The 21007-nt window shown below is 68.3% G+C and carries 16 protein-coding genes and 2 tRNA genes; 15 read left to right on the top strand and 3 right to left on the bottom strand.

Annotation, left to right across the window (positions count from 1 at the left end; translation table 11 throughout):
• Positions 1 to 396: 396 nt before the first annotated feature.
• Positions 397 to 1464, bottom strand: coding sequence for a tRNA epoxyqueuosine(34) reductase QueG (gene queG, locus BM060_RS23170; RefSeq protein ID WP_074983368.1), 1068 nt, complete (start codon positions 1462 to 1464; stop codon positions 397 to 399).
• 82 nt (positions 1465 to 1546) lie between these two features.
• On the opposite strand from queG, the gene BM060_RS23165 reads away from it, so the two are divergent.
• From BM060_RS23165 to BM060_RS23105, 13 genes are all read left to right on the top strand, one after another.
• Positions 1547 to 3049: a bifunctional ADP-dependent NAD(P)H-hydrate dehydratase/NAD(P)H-hydrate epimerase gene (locus BM060_RS23165; RefSeq protein ID WP_074983366.1), complete on the top strand. Its 1503-nt coding sequence runs from the start codon at positions 1547 to 1549 to the stop codon at positions 3047 to 3049.
• Positions 3037 to 3504 carry a tRNA (adenosine(37)-N6)-threonylcarbamoyltransferase complex ATPase subunit type 1 TsaE gene (gene tsaE / locus BM060_RS23160; protein ID WP_069863176.1) on the top strand — a complete coding sequence of 156 codons (468 nt, stop codon included), beginning with the start codon at positions 3037 to 3039 and terminating at the stop codon, positions 3502 to 3504. The genes BM060_RS23165 and tsaE overlap by 13 nt, the downstream gene beginning before the upstream one ends.
• Positions 3505 to 3512: 8 nt before the next feature.
• The gene (amiB, locus tag BM060_RS23155; protein WP_074983364.1) at positions 3513 to 4949 is read left to right on the top strand and encodes an N-acetylmuramoyl-L-alanine amidase AmiB; all 1437 of its coding nucleotides are present in this window, start codon (positions 3513 to 3515) and stop codon (positions 4947 to 4949) included.
• Positions 4946 to 6847, top strand: coding sequence for a DNA mismatch repair endonuclease MutL (gene mutL, locus BM060_RS23150; protein WP_074983361.1), 1902 nt, complete (start codon positions 4946 to 4948; stop codon positions 6845 to 6847). The genes amiB and mutL overlap by 4 nt, the downstream gene beginning before the upstream one ends.
• 92 nt (positions 6848 to 6939) lie before the next feature.
• On the top strand, positions 6940 to 7905 hold the full coding sequence (gene miaA / locus BM060_RS23145; protein ID WP_074983359.1) for a tRNA (adenosine(37)-N6)-dimethylallyltransferase MiaA: 966 nt from the start codon (positions 6940 to 6942) through the stop codon (positions 7903 to 7905).
• A gap of 100 nt (positions 7906 to 8005) precedes the next feature.
• Positions 8006 to 8254 (top strand): RNA chaperone Hfq, encoded by a 249-nt coding sequence (gene hfq / locus BM060_RS23140; RefSeq protein WP_003095657.1) that lies wholly within the window; start codon positions 8006 to 8008, stop codon positions 8252 to 8254.
• Between the two features lie 12 nt (positions 8255 to 8266).
• The gene (hflX, locus tag BM060_RS23135; RefSeq protein WP_074983357.1) at positions 8267 to 9568 is read left to right on the top strand and encodes a ribosome rescue GTPase HflX; all 1302 of its coding nucleotides are present in this window, start codon (positions 8267 to 8269) and stop codon (positions 9566 to 9568) included.
• A gap of 94 nt (positions 9569 to 9662) precedes the next feature.
• Positions 9663 to 10832: an FtsH protease activity modulator HflK gene (gene hflK, locus BM060_RS23130; RefSeq protein ID WP_074983354.1), complete on the top strand. Its 1170-nt coding sequence runs from the start codon at positions 9663 to 9665 to the stop codon at positions 10830 to 10832.
• Entirely contained in the window at positions 10832 to 11701 is an 870-nt protein-coding gene (hflC, locus tag BM060_RS23125; protein WP_074983351.1) for a protease modulator HflC, read from the top strand. Before hflK ends, hflC begins: the two co-directional genes overlap by 1 nt.
• A 106-nt stretch (positions 11702 to 11807) precedes the next feature.
• A complete protein-coding gene (locus BM060_RS23120) occupies positions 11808 to 11993 on the top strand; it encodes a DUF2065 domain-containing protein (RefSeq protein WP_074983348.1) in 186 nt (61 codons plus the stop codon).
• A 35-nt stretch (positions 11994 to 12028) separates the two neighbouring features.
• Entirely contained in the window at positions 12029 to 13207 is a 1179-nt protein-coding gene (locus tag BM060_RS23115; RefSeq protein ID WP_074983345.1) for an ATP phosphoribosyltransferase regulatory subunit, read from the top strand.
• Between the two features lie 74 nt (positions 13208 to 13281).
• The gene (locus BM060_RS23110; RefSeq protein ID WP_074983342.1) at positions 13282 to 14577 is read left to right on the top strand and encodes an adenylosuccinate synthase; all 1296 of its coding nucleotides are present in this window, start codon (positions 13282 to 13284) and stop codon (positions 14575 to 14577) included.
• 309 nt (positions 14578 to 14886) lie between these two features.
• On the top strand, positions 14887 to 16821 hold the full coding sequence (locus BM060_RS23105) for a methyl-accepting chemotaxis protein (protein ID WP_074983339.1): 1935 nt from the start codon (positions 14887 to 14889) through the stop codon (positions 16819 to 16821).
• A gap of 88 nt (positions 16822 to 16909) precedes the next feature.
• Here the strand turns inward: BM060_RS23105 and BM060_RS23100 are convergent.
• Together BM060_RS23100 and BM060_RS23095 are read right to left on the bottom strand one after the other, a co-directional pair.
• Positions 16910 to 16996 (bottom strand) — tRNA-Leu (locus tag BM060_RS23100).
• A 138-nt stretch (positions 16997 to 17134) separates the two neighbouring features.
• Positions 17135 to 17221: transfer RNA gene (locus tag BM060_RS23095), tRNA-Leu, on the bottom strand.
• A 205-nt stretch (positions 17222 to 17426) separates the two neighbouring features.
• Between BM060_RS23095 and rnr the strand changes: the two genes are divergently transcribed.
• Together rnr and rlmB are read left to right on the top strand one after the other, a co-directional pair.
• Entirely contained in the window at positions 17427 to 20144 is a 2718-nt protein-coding gene (rnr, locus tag BM060_RS23090; protein ID WP_074983337.1) for a ribonuclease R, read from the top strand.
• On the top strand, positions 20141 to 20890 hold the full coding sequence (gene rlmB / locus BM060_RS23085) for a 23S rRNA (guanosine(2251)-2'-O)-methyltransferase RlmB (protein WP_074983335.1): 750 nt from the start codon (positions 20141 to 20143) through the stop codon (positions 20888 to 20890). Before rnr ends, rlmB begins: the two co-directional genes overlap by 4 nt.
• The last annotated feature ends 117 nt before the right edge of the window (positions 20891 to 21007 follow it).

The following is a 21007-nucleotide window of genomic DNA, read 5'->3' as shown; positions in this document are numbered from 1 at the left end:
TTTTTCGTAGGAGCGAGCTTGCTCGCGAACGGGGTCTCCAGGTGGCTGAGGTGTTTCGGTTCGGCTCCGCTCCCTCTCCCTAACCCTCGGCTGCGCGCCCCGCCCTGAAGGGAGAGGGGACCGTTCGGAGTGCTTGGATGCTCTGGAGTTAGCCGGCAACGCCGAAGGTCTCCATTTGAAGCCTTCCTTCTCTCGGCACGGACAAGCCCTCTTTCCCTTCAGGGAGAGGGGATCGTTGGGCAGGGTTGGATGTTTTGCAGTCAGCCGGATATTCCGCTGTGGTGTCCGGCTGAAACCTTGCTTTCAGCCGGCACGGACAAGCCCCCTCTCCCTTCAGGGAGAGGGCTGGGGAGAGGGGCTCTTCAGGACGCGCTCCCAACCCAGCCAGCAGAACCTCTACCGCTCCACCCCATGCCGCCGCAGCGCCCACGCGACGTGCTCGCGCACCAACTCCGACGGAAACTCCCGCCGCGCCTTCAACGCCTCTATCACCGGAATGCTCGACGGCGCATTCCCCAGCCCCACCGCCAGGTTGCGCAGCCACCTTTCATAGCCCGCCCGGCGTAGCGGTGAGCCCTCGGTGCGGCTGAGGAACTCTTCCTCGCTCCACAGGAACAGCTCGGCCAACTCGGCATTGTCCAGTCCGTGACGCGGCTGGAAGTCGCCCTGCTCGCTGGGCCGGGCGAAACGGTTCCACGGGCAGACGATCTGGCAGTCGTCGCAGCCGAATACCCGGTTGCCCATGGGCGCGCGCAGTTCCTCGGGGATCGGGCCCTTCAGTTCGATGGTCAGGTAGGAGATGCAACGCCGCGCGTCCAGCACGTAGGGGCCGACGAAGGCGTTGGTCGGGCAGATGTCCAGGCAGGCGCTGCAGCGCCCGCAGTGTTCGCTGCCGTGGGGGTCGTCCAGGGGCAGCGGCAGGTCGGTGAAGAGTTCGCCGAGGAAGAAGTAGCTGCCGGCCTTGCGATTGAGCAGCAGGGTGTTCTTGCCGATCCAGCCGAGCCCGGCCTGTTCGCCGATGGCCTTCTCCAGCACCGGCGCGCTGTCGACGAAGGCGCGGTAGCCGAACGGGCCGACCTCCTGCTGGATGCGCTCGGCCAACTGCTGCAGGCGCTTGCGCACCAGCTTGTGGTAGTCGCGGCCCAGGGCGTAGCGCGATACGTAGGCTTTCTCCGGCTCGGCCAGGCGCTGGGCCATGCGCGTGTCGCCGGGCAGGTAGTCCATGCGCAGCGAGACCACCCGCAGGGTGCCGGGCACCAGCTCGTCCGGGCGCCAGCGCTTGCTGCCGTGGGCGCCCATGTAGTCCATCTCGCCGTGGTAGCCGGCGGCCAGCCAGCGCTGCAGGTGCTCGCCGTGGCTGGCCAGGTCCAGCCCGCCGATGCCGACCTGCTGGAAGCCCAGCTCGCGGCCCCAGGCCTTGATGCGCTCGGCGATGGCGCTGTAATCGGATGTGGAATCGTGCATGCGGGGGCGGGAAAGCGGGACCGGGGTAGGTATAATTCTGCCAGACCGCGCCGACCGGCGCCCGATTCCCCGCGGAAACCCGATGAATTCGCACCCTCACGACAGTCTGCCGACCGCGCTGTACAGCGCTCGGCAGGTGCGCGACCTCGACGCGCGCCTGATCGCCGCCGGCACCCCCGGCTTCGAACTCATGCAGCGCGCCGCCCACGCCGCCTGGCGCGCCCTGCGCCGGCGCTGGCCGGACGCCGGGCGCCTGACGGTGCTGGCCGGGCACGGCAACAACGCCGGCGATGGCTACCTGGTCGCCGCCCTGGCCCGGCGCGCCGGCTGGAACGTGCGCGTGCTGGCGGTGGGCGACACCGCGCGGCTGGCCGGCGGCGCCGCATCCGCGCACGCCGAGGCCCTGGCCGCCGGCGTGACCATCCTGCCCTGGCACGAACACGCCGAACTGCATGGCGTGCTGGTGGATGCGCTGCTCGGCACCGGCCTCGGTGGCGCGGTGCGGGACCCGTATGCGGCGGCCATCGAACGGATCAACGCCAGCGGCCTGCCGGTCCTGGCCATCGACATCCCCTCCGGCCTCAGCGCCGATACCGGCCAGGTGCTGGGCTGCGCGGTGCGCGCCGACCTGACGGTGACCTTCATCGGCCTCAAGTTCGGCCTGTTCACCGGCGAAGGCCCGGACCAGTGCGGCGAGCTGGCCTTCGACAACCTCGACGCCGACCCCGCGCAACTGCCCGAGGAGGCCCAGGCCACGCGCCTGGCGCCCACCAGCCTGGCGCACCTGGCGCCGCGGCCGAAGGCGGCGCACAAGGGCCTGTTCGGCCACCTGCTGCTGATCGGCGGCGACCACGGCATGGGTGGCGCCACCCTGCTGGCCGGCGAAGCGGCCCTGCGCAGCGGCGCCGGGTTGGTCTCGGTCGCCACCCGTGCCGCCCACGTGCCGGCGGCGCTGGCGCGCTGCCCGGAACTGATGACCCGCGGCGTGTCCTCGTCCGCCGAAGTGCTGCGCGCCGCCGAGCGCGCCAGCGTGCTGGTGGTCGGCCCCGGCATCGGCCGCAACGCCTGGGGCCGCTGCCTGGCCAGCGCCGCGGCCAGCCTGGAGCTGCCCCAGGTGTGGGACGCCGATGCGCTCAACCTGCTGGCTGAAGGCCGGGTGCAGCGCCCGGTGGGCAGCCTGGTGATCACCCCGCACCCCGCCGAGGCGGCCCGCCTGCTGGGCCGCTCCACCGCCGAGGTGCAGGCCGACCGGGCCGCCGCCGCGCGCGAGCTGGCCAGCCGCTACCAGGCGGTGGCCGTGCTCAAGGGCGTCGGCAGCCTGGTCGCCGCGCCGGACGGTCGCCTGGCGCTGTGCTCCCATGGTCATCCGGCCATGGCCACCGCCGGCCTGGGTGACGTGCTGTCCGGGATCGTCGGTGCGCTGCTGGCTCAGAAACTGGAACCCTTCGACGCCGCCTGCCTGGCCGTCTGGCTGCACGCCCGCGCCGGCGAGCTGCTTGGCGCACAGGGACGGGGGCTCGCGGCCAGCGACCTGATCCCTGCCGTTCGTCAGTTGCTCGAGGAGTTCGCCCCATGCCTGAACTGAAGCTGTTCGCCGATGGCGAGGAGGCCATGTACGCGCTGGGCGCGAGGATCGCCCAGGCTACCGGCGGGCGCGGGGTGATCTACCTGCACGGTGACCTCGGCGCCGGCAAGACCACGCTCTCGCGCGGCATTCTGCGCGGCCTGGGCCATGCCGGGGCGGTGAAGAGCCCGACCTTCACCCTGGTCGAGCCCTACGAGCTGGGCGAGGTGCGCGCCTTCCATTTCGATCTGTACCGCCTGGCCGACCCCGAGGAACTGGAATATCTGGGCATCCGCGATTACTTCGAAGGCGACGCCCTGTGCCTGATCGAGTGGGCCGAAAGGGGCGCAGGCATTTTGCCAAAGGCCGACCTGGACATTACCATTACTCCGCAAGCGGGCGGCCGCATGCTGCGCCTGGAACCGCACGGAGTGCGGGGCGAAGCCTGGTGCGCCGTCCTGGCTACGGGAGCATGAGAAAAAACATGGGTTGGGGGTTGCGCCTTCGGGCGCTGTTGGCCGGGTTGTTCATCCTGCTGGCGCTGGGCGCCGGCGAGGTTCTTGCCGCCGCGCAAATCACGCAGATCAAGAGCGTGCGCCTGTGGCGCGCGCCGGACAACACGCGCCTGGTGTTCGACCTGTCCGGCCCGGTGCAGCACAGCCTGTTCACCCTCAGCGCGCCCAACCGCATCGTCATCGACCTCAGCGGCGCGCAGCTGAGCACCGCGCTGAACCAGCTCAAGCTGAAGAACACCCCGATCACCTCGGTGCGTTCGGCGCAGCGCTCGCCCACCGACTTGCGCCTGGTGCTGGACCTCTCCGCCCAGGTGACGCCCAAGAGTTTCGTCCTGCCGCCCAATCAGCAGTACGGCAACCGCCTGGTGGTGGACCTCTACGACCAGGGCGCGGACATCACCCCCGACGTGCCCGCCACGCCCACGCCGAACCAGCCGGCCACCCCGGTGACGCCGACGCAGCCGGTGGCCAAGGCGCCGGTGCCGGCCGGCGGCAAGCGCGACATCATCATCGCCATCGACGCCGGCCACGGCGGCGAGGACCCGGGCGCCTCCGGCCCGAACGGCCTGCACGAGAAGAACATCACCCTGTCGATCGCCCGCGAACTGCAGCGGCAGATCAACCAGATGAAGGGCTTCCGCGCCGAGCTGACGCGTACCGGCGACTACTTCATCCCGCTGCGCGGACGCACCGCCATCGCGCGCAAGAAGGGCGCCGACCTGTTCGTCTCCATCCATGCCGACGCCGCGCCCAGCCGCAGCGCCTTCGGCGCCTCGGTGTTCGCCCTCTCCGACCGCGGCGCCACCTCCGAGACCGCGCGCTGGCTGGCCGACAGCGAAAACCGCTCCGACCTGATCGGCGGCGACGGCAGCGTCAGCCTCGACGACAAGGACCACATGCTCGCCGGCGTGCTGCTCGATCTGTCGATGACCGCCACCATGTCCTCCAGCCTGGACGTCGGGCACAAGGTGCTGACCAACGTCGGCCGCGTCACCTCGCTGCACAAGAACCGCGTCGAGCAGGCCGGCTTCATGGTGCTGAAGTCGCCGGACATCCCGTCGATCCTGGTGGAGACCGGCTTCATCTCCAACCCCAACGAGTCGCAGAAGCTCAACAGCACCTCGCACCAGCAGGCCCTGGCGCGTTCGATCGCCGCGGGCGTGCGCCAGTACTTCGTGCAGACGCCGCCGCCGGGCACCTACATCGCCTCGCTGCGCGACGGCGGGCAGATTTCCAGCGGGCCGCGCCAGCACGTGGTGCGCGCCGGCGAGAGCCTGTCGATGATCTCCGCGCGCTACGACGTGAGCATGGCCACCCTGCGCAGCACCAACAACCTGAAGACCGATAGCGTGCGCATCGGCCAGGTGCTGAACATCCCCGCGACTTCCCTGGCGGCGCAGCAATGAGCGAAGCACGCCGCATCCAGCTGCTCAGCCCGCGGCTGGCCAACCAGATCGCCGCCGGCGAGGTGGTCGAGCGCCCGGCCTCGGTGATCAAGGAACTGCTGGAGAACTGCCTGGACGCCGGCGCCCGGCGCGTCGACATCGAGGTGGAGCAGGGCGGCATCAAGCTGCTGCGGGTGCGCGACGACGGCGGCGGCATCCCCGCCGACGACCTGCCGCTGGCCCTGGCGCGCCACGCCACCAGCAAGATCCGCGAGCTGGAAGACCTCGAGGCGGTGATGAGCCTGGGCTTCCGCGGCGAGGCCCTGGCCTCGATCAGCTCGGTGTCGCGGCTGACCATGACCTCGCGCACCGCCGACGCCGAGCAGGCCTGGCAGGTGGAGACCGAGGGCCGCGACATGCAGCCGCGGGTGCAGCCGGCGGCGCACCCGGTGGGCACCAGCGTGGAAGTCCGCGACCTGTTCTTCAACACCCCGGCACGGCGCAAGTTCCTGCGTGCCGAGAAGACCGAGTTCGACCACCTGCAGGAAGTCATCAAGCGCCTGGCCCTGGCCCGCTTCGACGTGGCCTTCCACCTGCGCCACAACGGCAAGACCATCTTCAGCCTGCACGAGGCCGCGGACGAGACCGCCCGCGCGCGCCGCGTCGGCGCCGTGTGCGGCCCGGCCTTCCTCGAACAGGCGCTGCCCATCGAGATCGAGCGCAACGGCCTGCACCTGTGGGGCTGGGTCGGCTTGCCGACCTTCTCCCGCAGCCAGCCGGACCTGCAGTACTTCTACGTCAACGGCCGCATGGTGCGCGACAAGCTGGTCGCCCACGCGGTGCGCCAGGCCTACCGCGACGTACTCTACAACGGCCGCCACCCGACCTTCGTGCTGTTCCTGGAGGTCGACCCGGCGACGGTGGACGTCAACGTGCACCCGACCAAGCACGAAGTGCGCTTCCGCGACAGCCGCATGGTCCACGACTTTCTCTACGGCACCCTGCACCGGGCGCTCGCCGAGGTGCGTCCGGACGACCAGCTGGCGCCGCCGGGGGCCACCACCCTGACCGTGCCGCGCCCCACCGGGCAGGCCGCCGGGGAGTTCGGTCCGCAGGGCGAGATGAGCCTGTCGGACAAGGTGCTGGAGGCCCCGGCCGCGGCGCGTAGCTGGAGCGGCTCGGGCGGTTCCTCCGGTTCCGGCGGCGGCTATTCCTACCAGCCGCCGCGCCAGGACATGCCGCCCGCCGCCGAGGCCCAGGGCGCCTACCGCACCTATTTCGCGCCGCTGCCGGAGCAATCCACGCCCCAGCCGCTCCCCGAGAGCGCCCAGGACGTCCCGCCGCTGGGCTACGCCCTGGCCCAGCTCAAGGGCATCTATATCCTCGCCGAGAATGCCCACGGCCTGGTGCTGGTGGACATGCATGCGGCCCATGAGCGCATCACCTACGAGCGCCTGAAGATCGCCATGGACAGCGAAGGCCTGCGCGGCCAACCGCTGCTGGTGCCCGAATCCCTGGCGGTGAGCGAGCGCGAGGCCGACTGCGCCGAGGAACACGGCGGCTGGTTCAGCCGGCTCGGCTTCGAACTGCAGCGCCTGGGCCCGGAAAGCCTGGCGATCCGCCAGGTTCCCGCGCTGCTCAAGCAGGCCGAGGCGACCCAGCTGGTGCGCGACGTGCTTGCCGACCTGCTGGAATACGGCACCAGCGACCGCATCCAGGCGCATCTCAACGAACTGCTCGGGACCATGGCCTGCCACGGCGCGGTGCGCGCCAACCGGCGCCTGACGCTGCCGGAGATGAACGCCCTGCTGCGCGACATGGAAATCACCGAGCGCAGCGGCCAGTGCAACCATGGCCGGCCCACCTGGACACAGCTGGGCCTGGACGAGCTGGACAAACTCTTCCTGCGCGGGCGCTGAAATAAAGCCAGCGTTAAGCCAAGTGCAGTAAACTGCGCGCCAATCGATTCAGCGCGCGGTATGCACGCGCCCGTTCTGCCGAAGAGTTGCCGATGTCCTCCCTGCCTCCCGCCATCTTCCTCATGGGCCCGACCGCCGCCGGCAAGACCGACCTGGCGCTGGAACTGGCGCGGCTGCTGCCCATCGAACTGGTCAGCGTCGACTCGGCGCTGGTCTACCGTGGCATGGACATCGGCACGGCCAAGCCCTCGAAGGAAGTCCTGGCCGAACTCCCGCACCGACTGATCGACATCCGTGACCCGGCCGAAAGCTATTCGGCGGCGGAATTCCGCGCCGACGCCCTGGCGGCCATGGCCGAGATCACCGCGGCGGGGCGCATCCCCCTGCTGGTCGGCGGCACCATGTTGTATTTCAAGGCATTGCTGGAAGGTATGGCGGACATGCCCAGCGCCGATCCGGCGGTGCGCGCCGAGCTGGAAGCCTGGGCCGCGGCCGAGGGCTGGGCGGCGCTGCATGCCGAATTGCAGCGGGTCGACCCGGAGTCGGCGGCGCGCATCCACCCCAACGACCCGCAACGCCTGGTCAGGGCGCTGGAAGTGCAACGCGTCAGCGGCTTGTCGATGAGCGACCACCGCCGCCGCCAGGCGGCTGAAAATGCCGGTTCCAGCGCGCCAGGCGCGGCGCAATTACCGTATACTGTGGCGCAACTGGCGATTGCACCTCAGCAGCGCCAGGTACTGCACGCGCGAATCGCGCAACGTTTTCGTCAGATGCTGGAACAGGGCTTCATCGCCGAGGTCGAAGCACTTCGCGCGAGAGACGACTTGCACGCCGGGCTGCCATCCATTCGTGCCGTGGGCTACCGACAGGTATGGGAATACCTCGAGGGCAAACTGTCCTACGCTGAGATGGAGGAGCGCGGCGTGATTGCCACCCGGCAACTAGCCAAGCGCCAGTTCACCTGGCTGCGCAGCTGGGGCCATCTACACTGGTTGGACAGTCTGGCAGGCGACAATCTGCCGCGTGCCTTGAAATATCTTGAGGCGGTCTCCATATAGGTTCGAGACCATAATTCAGCCGTCTATCCTTGGGGTTACCGACGGCAACAAGCCATTCGACTACTACTAAATCTATTGATTCCCTAAAGGAGTGCGGCATATGTCAAAAGGGCATTCGCTACAAGACCCTTACCTGAATACCCTGCGAAAAGAACGCGTACCGGTCTCCATCTACCTGGTGAACGGTATCAAGCTGCAAGGTCAGATCGAATCCTTCGACCAGTTCGTGATTTTGCTGAAGAACACTGTCAGCCAGATGGTCTACAAGCACGCCATTTCCACCGTCGTGCCCAGCCGTCCGGTGCGTCTGCCCAGCGGCGATCAACCGGCCGAGCCGGGCAACGCTTGACGGTAGCCCGCCTTGTTCTTTGAGCGCCCGGGTGGTGGGGAACGGGCCATTCTGGTCCATCTGGAAGGTCAGGACCCCGAGGCGCGCGAAGACCCGCAGGAATTCCAGGAGCTGGCCCGTTCGGCGGGCGCGGAGTCGGTGGCATTCGTCAACGTTTCGCGCCATCAGCCGTCGGCCAAGTTCCTGATCGGCAGTGGCAAGGTCGATGAGCTGCGCGACCTGGTGCAAGTCCAGGACGTCGAGCTGATCATCTTCAACCACACCCTGACGCCCAGCCAGGAACGCAACCTCGAGCGCGTCCTCGAATGCCGGGTGCTCGACCGTACCGGTCTGATTCTCGACATCTTCGCCCAGCGCGCCCGCACCCATGAGGGCAAGCTGCAGGTGGAGCTGGCGCAGCTCGAACACATGAGCACGCGCCTGGTGCGCGGCTGGACCCACCTGGAAAGGCAGAAGGGCGGTATCGGCCTGCGTGGCCCAGGTGAAACCCAGCTGGAAACCGACCGCCGCCTGCTGCGCGCACGCATCCGCCAGATCAAGCAGCGCCTGGAGAAGGTCCGCAGCCAGCGTGAGCAGGCCCGTCGTGGCCGGCGCCGGGCGGAAATCCCCTCGGTTTCCCTGGTCGGCTACACCAACGCCGGCAAGTCCACGCTGTTCAACGCCTTGACCACTTCCGAGGTCTACGCGGCCAACCAGCTGTTCGCCACCCTCGATCCGACCCTGCGCCGGCTCGAGCTGGAGGACGTCGGCCCGGTCGTGCTGGCCGATACCGTGGGTTTCATCCGCCACCTGCCGCACAAGCTGGTCGAGGCCTTCCGCGCTACGCTGGAAGAGTCGAGCAACGCCGACCTGCTGCTGCACGTGATCGATGCCCACGAGCCGGAGCGCGACGCGCAGGTGGAACAGGTGCACGCGGTGCTGACCGAGATCGGCGCCAACGAGCTGCCGATGCTCGAGGTGTACAACAAGATCGACCTGCTGCCGGACATGGACGCGCGAATCCAGCGCGACGAGACCGGCAAGCCGGTGCGGGTCTGGCTCTCCGCCCGTGACGGGCGCGGGCTGGAACTGTTGGAAAAGGCGGTGGCCGAGCTGCTGGGCGACGACCTGTTCGTCGGCACGCTCTGCCTGCCGCAGCGCCTGGGGCGCCTGCGCGCACAGTTCTTCGAGCTGGGCGCGGTGCAATCCGAGGACCACGACGAGCAGGGACGCGCCGTTTTGCAGGTTCGCCTGCCGCGTGTCGAGTTGAACCGCCTGATCAGCCGCGAGGGATGGCAGCCGGCGGAGTTCATTGCGCAACACACTTTGCAATAAAGCCTGGAACGGTGCTTTTGGCACCGGGCGGGGCATTCGGTAGCATGGGTGGTCGCGCCGCAGGCGCGTTTCGCGTTATTAGATGGAGAGCGCTATGGCTTGGAACGAGCCGGGTGACAACTCGAACAAGAACGATCAGGACCCCTGGGGCGGGCGCCGTGGTGGCGGCCGACAGGGCCCTCCGGATCTCGATGAGGCCTTCCGCAAGCTGCAGGACAGCCTCAATCGCATCTTCGGCGGCAAGAAACCGCGCGGCGGCAGCCCCGTCGGCGGCAAGGGCGGTGGCCTGGGCCTGTTCGGCATCGGCCTGGCCGTGCTCGCCGTGCTCTGGCTGTACAACGCCATCTATGTGGTGGACGAGCAGGAGCAGGCGGTCATCCTGCGCATGGGCAAGTACTACGACACCGTAGGCCCGGGCCTGAACTTCTACTTCCCGCCGATCGACAAGAAGTTCCAGGAGAACGTCACCCGCGAGCGTGCCTACAGCAAGCAGGGGCAGATGCTCACCGAGGACGAGAACATCGTCGAGGTCCCGCTGACCGTGCAGTACAAGGTCAGCAACCTGAAGGACTTCGTGCTCAACGTCGACCAGCCCGAGGTCAGCCTGCAGCACGCCACCGAGAGCGCCCTGCGCCACGTGGCCGGCTCCACCACCATGGACCAGATCCTCACCGAGGGCCGCGAACAGATGGCCACCGAGGTGCGCGATCGCCTGCAGCGTTTCCTGGACACCTACAAGACCGGTATCACCGTGACCCAGGTGAACATCCAGAGCGCCGCCGCCCCGCGCGAGGTGCAGGAAGCCTTCGACGACGTGATCCGCGCCCGCGAAGACGAGCAGCGCGAGAAGAACCAGGCCGAAGCCTACGCTAACGGCGTGGTGCCCGAAGCCCGTGGCCAGGCTCAGCGCATCATCGAGGAAGCCAACGGCTACCGCGACGAGGTGGTGGCCCGCGCCGAGGGTGAGGCCGACCGCTTCAGCAAGCTGGCCGGCGAATACCGCAAGGCGCCGGAAGTCACCCGCGAGCGCCTGTACCTGGATGCCATGCAGGACGTGCTGTCGCAGAGCAGCAAGGTGCTGGTCACCGGTCAGCAGGGGCAGAACAACCTGATCTACCTGCCGCTGGACAAGATGATCGACGGCCGTGGCTCGGCGACCCCGGGCAGTGGCGCGGCGGGTACGACGAGCAGCACGCCGGACATCGGCTCGCGGGTCGCCAGCGACCTGCAGCAACGTGACCTGCGCACCAGGGAGAGCCGCTGATGAGTAACAAATCCCTGATCGCCCTGATCGCCGCCGTGGTGGCTGCCGTGGCGCTGTGGAGCAGCATCTACGTGGTGCAGCAGACCGAGCGCGCGGTGCTGCTGCGCTTCGGCCGCGTGGTCGAGTCGGACGTGCAGCCCGGCCTGCACTTCAAGATTCCGTACGTCAACCAGGTGCGCAAGTTCGACGGCCGCCTGCTGACCCTGGACTCGCCGACCCAGCGCTTCCTCACCCTGGAGAAGAAGGCAGTGATGGTCGACGCCTACGCCAAGTGGCGTGTGGCCGACGCCGAGCGCTTCTATACCGCGACCTCGGGCCTCAAGCAGATCGCCGACGAACGCCTGTCGCGGCGCCTGGAAGCCGGCCTGCGCGACCAGTTCGGCAAGCGCACCCTGCACGAGGTGGTGTCCGGCGAGCGCGACGCCCTGATGGGCGACATCACCGCGTCGCTCAACCGCATGGCGCAGAAGGAGCTGGGCATCGAGGTCATCGACGTGCGCGTCAAGGCCATCGACCTGCCGAAGGAAGTCAACCGCAGCGTGTTCGAGCGGATGAGCACCGAGCGCGAGCGCGAGGCCCGCGAGCACCGCGCCAAGGGCCGCGAACTGGCCGAGGGTATCCGCGCCGATGCCGACCGCCAGCGCCGCGTGCTGCTGGCCGAGGCCTATCGGCAGTCCGAGGAAACCCGCGGTGAGGGCGACGCCAAGGCGGCTGCCATCTATGCCAAGGCCTACAACCAGGAGCCGGAGTTCTACGCCTTCACCCGTAGCCTCAAGGCCTACCGCGACAGCTTCGCCGACAAGAAGGACGTCCTGGTGCTGAGCCCGGACAACGAGTTCTTCCGTTACCTGGAGAAGTCCAAGCCCTGAGTGGGTTCTCCGGCGGGCGGCAGCGCCCGCCGGAGAAAACGTGTTATCATGGGTCAGCCGGGAAATCCCGGCTTTTTTGCGTCCGCGAGATTTGTGTACAAGGGTCATGTGGCAGGAATTCGGCAAAGCATTCTGTCTATTGCTGGTGCTGGAGGGCATCCTCCCTTTCCTGTATCCGCGTGGCTGGCGTGAGGCCGTCAGCGGGCTCGGTCGCCTCGACGACCGGCGCCTGCGGCTCATCGGGCTGGGCAGCATGCTGCTCGGCACCGGCGTTCTTTACTGGATTCACTAGATGAATTGCCGCCCGGCTGAAAGGGGAGAGGCGACATGGCAACGGTAGACCGCTGGCTGCTGCCAGATGGGATCGAAGAAGTGCTGCCACCTGAGGCGGCGCGTGTGGAAGCAGCCCGCCGTCAGGTGCTGGACCTGTTCCAGCGCTGGGGTTACGAGTTCGTCGTCACCCCGCATATCGAATACCTGGAGTCCCTGCTGACCGGTGCCGGCCAGGACCTGGACCTGCGCACCTTCAAGGTCACCGACCCGGCCTCTGGCCGGCTCATGGGCTTCCGTGCGGACATCACGCCGCAAGTGGCGCGCATGGACGCCCACAGCCTGCGCCGCGAGGGCCCGAACCGCCTGTGCTACGCCGGCAGCGTGCTGCATGCCCGCCCGCGCGCCCTGGCCACCTCGCGCAGCCCGATCCAGCTGGGCGCCGAACTCTATGGCGACGCCAGCCCGGCGAGCGACGTCGAAGTCATCAGCCTGATGCTCGACATGCTGGCCATGGCCGAGGTTCCGGATGTGCACATGGACCTCGGCCACGTCGGTATCTATCGTGGCTTGGCCCGCGCCGCTGACCTGTCCGGCGAAGCCGAGCAGGCTCTGTTCGACGCCTTGCAGCGCAAGGCGGTGGATGAAGTCGCCGCGCTCACCGACGGTCTGCCGGCCCAGCTCGCCGGCATGCTCCGCGCTCTGGCCGAGCTGTGCGGCAGCCGCGAAGTGCTGGAGCAGGCCGCCGAAGTGCTGGCCGATGCGCCGGCGGTGGTCAAGGCCGCCCTGGCCGACCTGGTCGTCATCGCCGACTCCCTGGCGCAACGCTTCCCGCAGCTGCCGTTGTATTTCGACCTCGGCGAGCTGCGTGGCTACCACTATCACACGGGGGTGGTGTTCGCCGCCTTCGTGCCCGGCGTCGGCGAGTCCATCGCCCAGGGTGGTCGCTACGACCACATCGGCGCCGACTTCGGCCGTGCGCGGCCGGCCACCGGCTTCTCCACCGACCTGAAAACCCTGGTGACCCTGGGCCAGGTGCGGCTGGACGCGCCGGTGCAAGGCATCTGGGCGCCGGCCGAAGGGGCCGGGCTCTGGCAGGCGGTGCAGCAGCTGCGCCGCGACGGGCGGCGCGTGGTTCAGGCGCTGCCCGGGCAGGATGCGGCTTCGGCGCGCGAGGCGGGTTGCGATGCGCAACTGCAGCTGCGCGAAGGCAATTGGCAGGTGGTGCCCTTCTGACCCGTGATCGACGGGCACCGCGAGTTTCCGCCGGCCGAGGCCGGCACCGAATATCCACGATGGGGACAAGTGTTATGGGTAAGAATGTCGTAGTCCTGGGCACCCAGTGGGGTGATGAGGGCAAAGGCAAGATCGTCGACTTGCTCACCGACCAGGCTGCTGCCGTGGTTCGTTACCAGGGCGGCCACAACGCTGGCCACACCCTGGTGATCGACGGCGAGAAGACCGTGCTGCACCTGATTCCGTCGGGCATCCTGCGCGAAGGCGTGCAGTGCCTGATCGGCAACGGCGTGGTGCTGGCGCCCGACGCGCTGCTGCGCGAGATCGCCAAGCTGGAGGAGAAGGGCGTACCGGTGCGCGAGCGTCTGCGCATCAGCCCGTCCTGCCCGCTGATCCTGTCCTTCCACGTCGCCCTCGACCAGGCGCGCGAGCGCGCCCGTGGCGACGCCAAGATCGGCACCACCGGCCGCGGCATCGGCCCGGCCTACGAAGACAAGGTCGCCCGCCGCGGCCTGCGCGTGGCCGACCTGTTCCACCGCGAGCGCTTCGCTGCCAAGCTGGGCGAGCTGCTGGACTACCACAACTTCGTCCTGCAGAACTACTACAAGGAGCCGGCGGTCGACTTCCAGAAGACCCTGGACGAGTGCATGGACTACGCCGAGCAACTGAAGCCGCTGCTGGCCGACGTCACCGGCACCCTGCACGACCTGCGCCGCGCCGAAGAGAACATCATGTTCGAAGGCGCCCAGGGCTCGCTGCTGGACATCGACCACGGCACCTACCCGTTCGTCACCAGCTCCAACACCACCGCTGGCGGCACCGCCACCGGTTCGGGCTTCGGTCCGCTGTACCTGGACTACATCCTGGGCATCACCAAGGCCTACACCACCCGCGTGGGCTCGGGCCCGTTCCCGACCGAGCTGTTCGACGACGTCGGCGCGCACCTGGCCAAGGTCGGCCACGAGTTCGGCGCCACCACCGGCCGTGCCCGTCGCTGCGGCTGGTTCGACGCCGTGATCCTGCGTCGCGCTATCGAGATCAACAGCCTGTCCGGCCTGTGCCTGACCAAGCTGGACGTCCTCGACGGCCTGCAGACCGTGCGCATCTGCACCGGCTACAAGAACGCCGCCGGCGAACTGCTGACCGACGCGCCGACCGACGCCGACAGCTACATCGGCCTGCAGCCGGTGTACGAGGACCTGCCGGGCTGGAGCGAATCCACCGTCGGCGCGAAGACCCTGGAAGCCCTGCCGGCCAACGCCCGCGCCTACATCAAGCGCATCGAGGAGCTGGTCGGTGCGCCCATCGACATCATCTCCACCGGCCCGGACCGCAACGAGACCATTGTCCTGCGCCACCCGTTCGGCTGATCCGTCGCTGCGCTAGCCGCTGCGAAGGGTGTGAAAAGCCGCTTCTCCTGATGGGGAAGCGGCTTTTTCGTTTGGGGCTGGGGCTCTTCTTAGGAGCGAGCTTGCTCGCGAACGGGCGTCTGCCGATTGCTTCGGTGCGAAGCTGAATTCCTTTCCCTCTCCCCAGCCCTCTCCCTTCAGGGAGAGGGCTGGGGAGAGGGTGCTCTTGGAGACATCTCCGGCCAATGGCCACTCCAACGGCACGCCCCTTGCTGGCAAATGGCATCGGCGCATCCCGCGCCAGTATTCCGTTACCCGAGGAGGCACTCCGTGTCCGCCGTCCTTTCGCTTTTGCGCAGCCGCCTGCTGCGCCCCGTGTTCATCGCCCTGGGCCTGGCGCTGCTGGTGCAGTTGCTGATCGCCCTGTGGCTCACCCGCAGTACCGTGGACCAACTGGTAGCCGACCTGGGCGATCGCCTGGGCGGCCAGTCGCAGCGCCTGGCCGGCGAACTGGAGCGTGCCGGTGGCGAGCTCAGTTCAGGACTCACCGAGCTGTCCGCGCGAACCCGCGAACGCCTCGGCGCCGCCTTGTCGGCGCGGCTGGAGGAGGAGCGCGGCGAAACGCGTCAAAGCCTCGAGCAGAGCCTGCGGCAGTCCGCCGACCAGCTTGCCCAACTGCTTGCTGCGGTGGCACCCAAGGCCATGTGGGACAACGACGTGCCAACGCTCTCCGAGTACGCCCGGCGCGCCCAGGCCAACCCCAATGTGCTCTTCGTGGTCTACGACGATGCCCAGGGGCAGCACCTGACGCGTTACCTCAACCGCGAGGACCCGCGCATCCAGGCGCTGCTCGCCAAGGGCCAGGGCGAGCGCGCCCTGGACAAGGTGCTGGAAGCGGCCGCCCACGACGATTCTGTGATCCTTTCCAGCGTGCCCATCAGCCCCAACGGCGTGGTGATCGGTACCGTGCGCCTGGGCATTTCCACCGCCGAGGTGGAAAAGCAGGTGGAAGCCCTGGACAAGCGCTTCTCTGCCCTGATCGCCAGTGGCGACCAACTGGTGGCCGACAGCCTGGCCGGCGCCGCCGCCGACAGCAACAAGGCGCTGACCGCCCGTCTGCAGGCGGCGCGGCAGGCGGCCGCCGAGATGAGTCAGGGTGCGCAAGGCGCGGTGGAGGCTTCCGCCGGTAGCCTGCGTTGGCACATCGGTCTGGGGTTGGTGCTGGTCGGCCTGGGCGTACTGCTGGTGCTGGCTTTGGTGCTCGGGCGGCGAGTGGTGAATCGCCTGCGCCTGTTGATCGATGCGCTCAACGACCTGGCGGCCGGGGAGGGCGACCTGACCCGCCGCGTGCGCCTGGACAGCAATGATGAAGTGGGCGAGATGGCGACCGCGGTGAACCGCTTCGTCGACAAGCTGCAGCCCATCGTCCGCGAGGCGGGGCAGGTGGCGCAGCGCACCGGCAGCGAGATCGCCGCCCTGGCCTCGCGCAGCGCCAGCGCTGAGGCGGCTGCCGATCGCCAGCGCAACGAAGTGGCGGGCAGCCTGGAGGCGCTCGCCGGCATGGCCGCCGAAGCCCAGCTGGAAAGCCAGGCCATGCAGGAGGCGCTGGAGCGCGTGGCGTCCATCCGCAAGGCGGCTGACGACAACGCGGCCATCGCCCGGCGCGTCGGCGGCCTCATCGAAACCCTGGAGTCCCGCGTGCAGAGCGGCGCCGGGGTGATCGAGAAGCTGGCGCAGCAGAGCGAGCAGATCGAAGTGGTGCTCTCGGTGATCCACGGCATTGCCGAGCAGACCAACCTGCTGGCGCTCAATGCCGCCATCGAGGCGGCCCGTGCCGGAGAGAGCGGCCGCGGTTTCGCCGTGGTGGCCGACGAGGTGCGGGCGCTGGCGAGCAAGACGCAGCAATCCACCGGCGACATCCAGACGCATATCGATGCCTTGCAGCGTGGCGCGCGCGAGGCGGTGGAAGCCATCGGCCAGGCCCGCGAGCAGGCGGTGCAGGGGTTGGCTGCGCTGCATGACAGCGAGCGTCTGCAACGCGAAGTGCAGCGGGCCGTGGAGGAAGTGCATGGCGCCATCGAGTCGGCGGCCCATGCTGCCGAGCAGCAGGCGGCGGGTGCTGTCGCGGTGCGTGGGCGCGTCGAGGTGATCCACGCCGAGGCGGGGCGCGCCGCGGAAGCCGTCGCCGCCACCGCCAGCAGCGGGCGCGTGCTGGACGACCTGGCGGCGCAGCTGCGCGCCAGCCTGGGGCAGTTCAAGGCATGAGGGGAGGGGGCGGGCGTTTCGTCCGGCCCGTTCCTGCGAACGGCGGAAACGAAAAAGCCGAGCAGTGCTCGGCTTTTTCGCTTGAAGATGGTGCCCAGGAGAAGACTCGAACTTCCACGGTGTTGCCACCGCTAGGACCTGAACCTAGTGCGTCTACCAATTCCGCCACCTGGGCATGCTTTTCAGCATGGGGTGCGATGATCGCTCATCGTCTTGCGGTATTGCAACCTTTCGGTCGCTTCGGCGTCTCAATGTCCGGTTATCAGGGTTCCGAACCGCCGCGATACAGCCAGGGGCTCTATCGTGAAATAAGTGGTGCCCAGGAGAAGACTCGAACTTCCACGGTGTTGCCACCGCTAGGACCTGAACCTAGTGCGTCTACCAATTCCGCCACCTGGGCACTGGATGCGATGATTGCTCATCGTTTCCGTGTTACAACGTCTCAGCGACGCTGTGGGCGCGAACTATACGGAGCCCACTTTGGCTTGTAAACCCCTGATGCGATAAAAAATTTATTCGTGGCCAAAGCTGACCGACGAGCGGATTTCGCGCTTCAATAAGCACATGGCACTTACATCTATAGACGACAAGGTGATCTCGCCCTGATGGCCGATTGGCAAACCCTCGATCCCGAGGCCGCCCGCGAAGCGGAAAAATACGAAAACCCCATTCCCAGCCGCGAACTCATCCTGGCGCACCTCGCCGAACGCGGCGCGCCGGCGACCCGCGCGCAACTGCTGGAAGAATTCAAGCTCGCCGACGAGGAGTCGGAGGAGGCCCTGCGCCGTCGCCTGCGCGCCATGGAGCGTGACGGCCAGCTCATCTATACCCGTCGCGGCGCCTACGCCCCGGTGGACAAGCTGGACCTGATCCGCGGCCGCATCGCCGGTCACCGCGACGGCTTCGGCTTCCTGATCCCCGACGACGGCAGCGACGACCTGTTCCTCAGCCCGACGCAGATGCGCCTGGTGTTCGACGGCGACCGCGCCCTGGCGCGCGTCTCCGGCTTCGACCGCCGCGGCCGCCGCGAAGGCGCCATCGTCGAAGTCATCGAGCGCGCCCACGAGACACTGGTCGGCCGCTACTTCGAGGAGAGCGGCATCGGCACCGTGGTCGCCGACAACCCGAAGATCCAGCAGGAAGTGCTGATCCCGCCGGGCAAGCACGGCGCGGCCAAGCACAACCAGTTCGTCCAGGTGCGCATCGACCAGTGGCCCAGCGTGCACCGCCAGGCCCAGGGCGAAGTGGTGGAAGTGCTCGGCGACTACATGGCGCCGGGCATGGAGATCGAAGTCGCCCTGCGCAGCTACGATATTCCCCACGTCTGGCCCCAGGGCGTGGAGAAGGAAGCGGCCAAGCTCAAGCCCGAGGTGGCGGACAAGGACAAGGAGAAGCGCGTCGACCTGCGCACCCTGCCGTTCGTGACCATCGACGGCGAGGACGCCCGCGACTTCGACGACGCCGTCTACGCCGAGAAGCGCAAGGGCGGCGGCTGGAAGCTGTACGTCGCCATCGCCGACGTCTCCCACTATGTAAAGGTGGGCTCGGCGCTGGACGAGGAGGCGGCCAAGCGCGGCAACTCGGTGTACTTCCCCGAGCGCGTCATCCCCATGCTGCCGGAAATCCTCTCCAACGGCCTGTGCTCGCTGAACCCGCTGGTCGACCGCCTGGCCATGGTCTGCGAGATGAACCTGTCCAAGGCCGGCAAGATGACCGGCTACCAGTTCTACGAGGCGGTCATCCACTCCCACGCGCGGCTCACCTACACCAAGGTCAGCCAGTACCTGGAGACCCCGGACAGCCCCGAGGCCGCGCGCCTGGCCGAGCAACTGCCGAACGTGGTGCCGCACCTGCGCACCCTCTATGACCTCTATAAGGTGCTGGTCGCCGCCCGCCACGTGCGCGGCGCCATCGACTTCGAGACCCAGGAGACGCGCATCGTCTTCGGCGCCGACCGCAAGATCTCGGAGATCCGCCCGACCCAGCGCAACGACGCGCACAAGCTGATCGAGGAGTGCATGCTGGCGGCCAACGTGGCCACCGCCAAGTTCCTCGAGAAGCTGGAAATCCCCGCGCTGTACCGCGTCCACGACGGCCCGCCGCAGGAGAAGCTGAACAACCTGCGGCAGTTCCTCGGCGAACTGGGCCTGACCCTCTACCGCGGCAAGGGCGAGCCGACTCCCGGCGACTACCAGGCGCTGCTCGAATCCATCCAGGGCCGCCCGGACTTCCAGCTGATCCAGACGGTGATGCTGCGCTCGTTGAGCCAGGCGGTGTACAGCCCGGACAACAACGGCCACTTCGGCCTCAACTACGAGGCCTACACCCACTTCACCTCGCCGATACGCCGCTATCCGGACCTGCTGGTGCACCGCGCCATCCGCAGCGTGGTCCGCTCCAAGCGCGAGACCGACCTGGTGCAGCGCGCCGGCGCCGCCAGCATGCCCAAGGCGCGCATCTACCCGTACGACGAGCCGCGCCTTGAACAGCTCGGCGAGCAGTGCTCGATGACCGAGCGGCGCGCCGACGAGGCCACCCGTGACGTCACCAACTGGCTGAAGTGCGAATACATGCGCGACCGCGTCGGCGAGACCTTCGACGGCGTGATCACCGCGGTCACCGGCTTCGGCATCTTCGTCGAGCTGACCGACATCTATGTCGAGGGCCTGGTGCACGTCACCGCGCTGCCCGGCGACTACTACCACTTCGACGCCGTGCACCACCGCCTGGCCGGCGAGCGCACCGGGCGCAGCTTCCGCCTCGGCGACACCACCCAGGTGGTTGTGGCGAGGGTTGACCTGGACGAGCGCAAGATCGACTTCGAACTGGCCGAAAACGCGCTCAGCGCGCCCATCGGCCGCAAGAAGCGCGGCGACAAGGCCGAGGCGGCCAAGCCCGGCAAGCCTGCCAAGGCCGCCAAGCCGGCCAGGGCCAAGGGCCAGCCGCGCGAGCTGCAGCCGGAAGTGCCGGAGCCGCCGCTGCCCGTGGCGCCGCCGCGCAAGCGCAAGGTCGGCGTGGTCCAGGCGTTGCCCTCGGTGGCGCCGGAGATGCTCGCCAAGGCCGAGGAAATGCTCGGCAACACCGATGTGAACAGAAGCCGCGCGCTGAAGCAGGCGCTGCTCGACGAAGCCAAGGTGGGCGGCAAGCGCCCTGCGGCCAAGGCCCAGGGCAAGCCGGCGAAGAACACCAAGGCCGCTGCGGAGAAACCGCGCAAGCCGTCGAAACAGAAGGCCAAGACCGCCAAGCCGAGCAAGCACCGCAAGGGGCCGTCCAAGCCCAAGGCGGAGGGCGCCCCGGCAGGCAAGCCTAAGGCCAAGCCATGAGCCAGTGGGAAAGGGTCTACGGCGTGCACGCCGTAGAGGCGCTGCTGCGTCATCACCCCAAGCGCGTCAAGCAGCTGTGGCTGGCCGAGGGGCGGCACGACCCGCGGGTCCAGGCGCTGGTGGAACTGGCCGGGCAGACGCGGGTGCCGGTGGGCACCCGTGACCGCAAGGAGCTCGACGAGTGGGCCGAGGGCGTGCACCAGGGCGTGGTCGCCGAGGTCAGCCCTAGCCAGGTGTGGGGCGAGAACATGCTCGAGGAGCTGCTCGAGCGCACTCCGGGGCCGGCCTTGCTGCTGGCCCTGGACGGCGTCACCGACCCGCACAACCTCGGCGCCTGCCTGCGCACCGCCGATGCTGCCGGCGCGCTGGCGGTGATAGTGCCGAAGGACAAGTCGGCGACCCTCAACGCCACCGTGCGCAAGGTCGCCTGCGGCGCCGCCGAAGTGATCCCGCTGGTGGCCGTGACCAACCTCGCGCGCACCCTGGAAAAGCTCCAGCAGCGCGGCCTGTGGGTGGTCGGCACGGCCGGCGAGGCGACCCAGACCCTCTACGAACTGGACCTCACCGGCCCCACCGTGCTGGTCATGGGCGCCGAAGGCAAGGGCATGCGCCGCCTGACCCGCGAGCACTGCGACTACCTGGCCAAGCTGCCCATGGGCGGCAGCGTCAGCAGTCTGAACGTGTCGGTGGCCACCGGTGTGTGCCTGTTCGAGATCGTCCGGCAGCGCCAGGCGAAAAAGGCCTAAGAGCGGCTGCAAGCTGCAAGCTGCAGGCAAGAGCGAAGAGCCAGTCCCGTCCTCCCTGTAGGAGCGAGCTTGCTCGCGAACCAACCTCGGCACCGTGCCCGCCCGGTTCGCGAGCAA

It is taken from the genome of Pseudomonas citronellolis (genome assembly GCF_900112375.1).
Classification (GTDB): Bacteria; Pseudomonadota; Gammaproteobacteria; order Pseudomonadales; family Pseudomonadaceae; genus Pseudomonas; species Pseudomonas citronellolis.
The sequence above is the reverse complement of the archived record's forward strand: the minus strand, read 5'-3'. Positions and strand labels throughout refer to the sequence as shown.